The sequence below is a fragment of the Geobacillus sp. DSP4a genome, from assembly GCF_013096875.1.
GTDB classification, from domain to species: Bacteria; Bacillota; Bacilli; order Bacillales; family Anoxybacillaceae; genus Geobacillus; species Geobacillus thermophilus.
The window spans coordinates 1-387 of the sequence record NZ_SDLD01000229.1 but is presented as its reverse complement, the minus strand read 5'-3'; the positions used below and the strand labels follow the sequence as shown (position 1 = coordinate 387).

The 387-nt window shown below is 42.6% G+C and carries 1 pseudogene; it reads left to right on the top strand.

Going from position 1 to position 387, the window contains the following annotated elements:
• Positions 1 to 179: pseudogene (locus tag ETC02_RS18695) on the top strand (IS1380 family transposase); the annotation flags it as partial.
• Positions 180 to 387 lie beyond the last annotated feature (208 nt).

Below are 387 nucleotides of genomic sequence, written 5' to 3'. Positions count from 1 at the left end.
GACATCCGTTGCACCACAAAGTGAAACGCCGTCGCATCAAGACGATTATTCAGACGGTGATCACGATGGCAGGGCGACTCGTCCGTCGATCACGACAGATCTGGATGAAACTGACGCGAAGGAGTGGGTACAGTATACTCCTACTGAATGTGTATCAAAAATGGAAAGAGGCAAGATAACAAACAGATGTTCGGGTACTCATATCCATCACTCCCCCCTGTACTTTTTTTGTCTCTTTTTTGGTTTGTATCTCCATAAAAGAGGATTTATCTCGTTTTCAAACATGAAAGTGGTGCAGGGAATCATCAAAAAAAGGGATGTATGGATCATATATCCATAGAACTAACACCAAAATCAAAGTTGATTTCCAACCATCACGGATTCAGG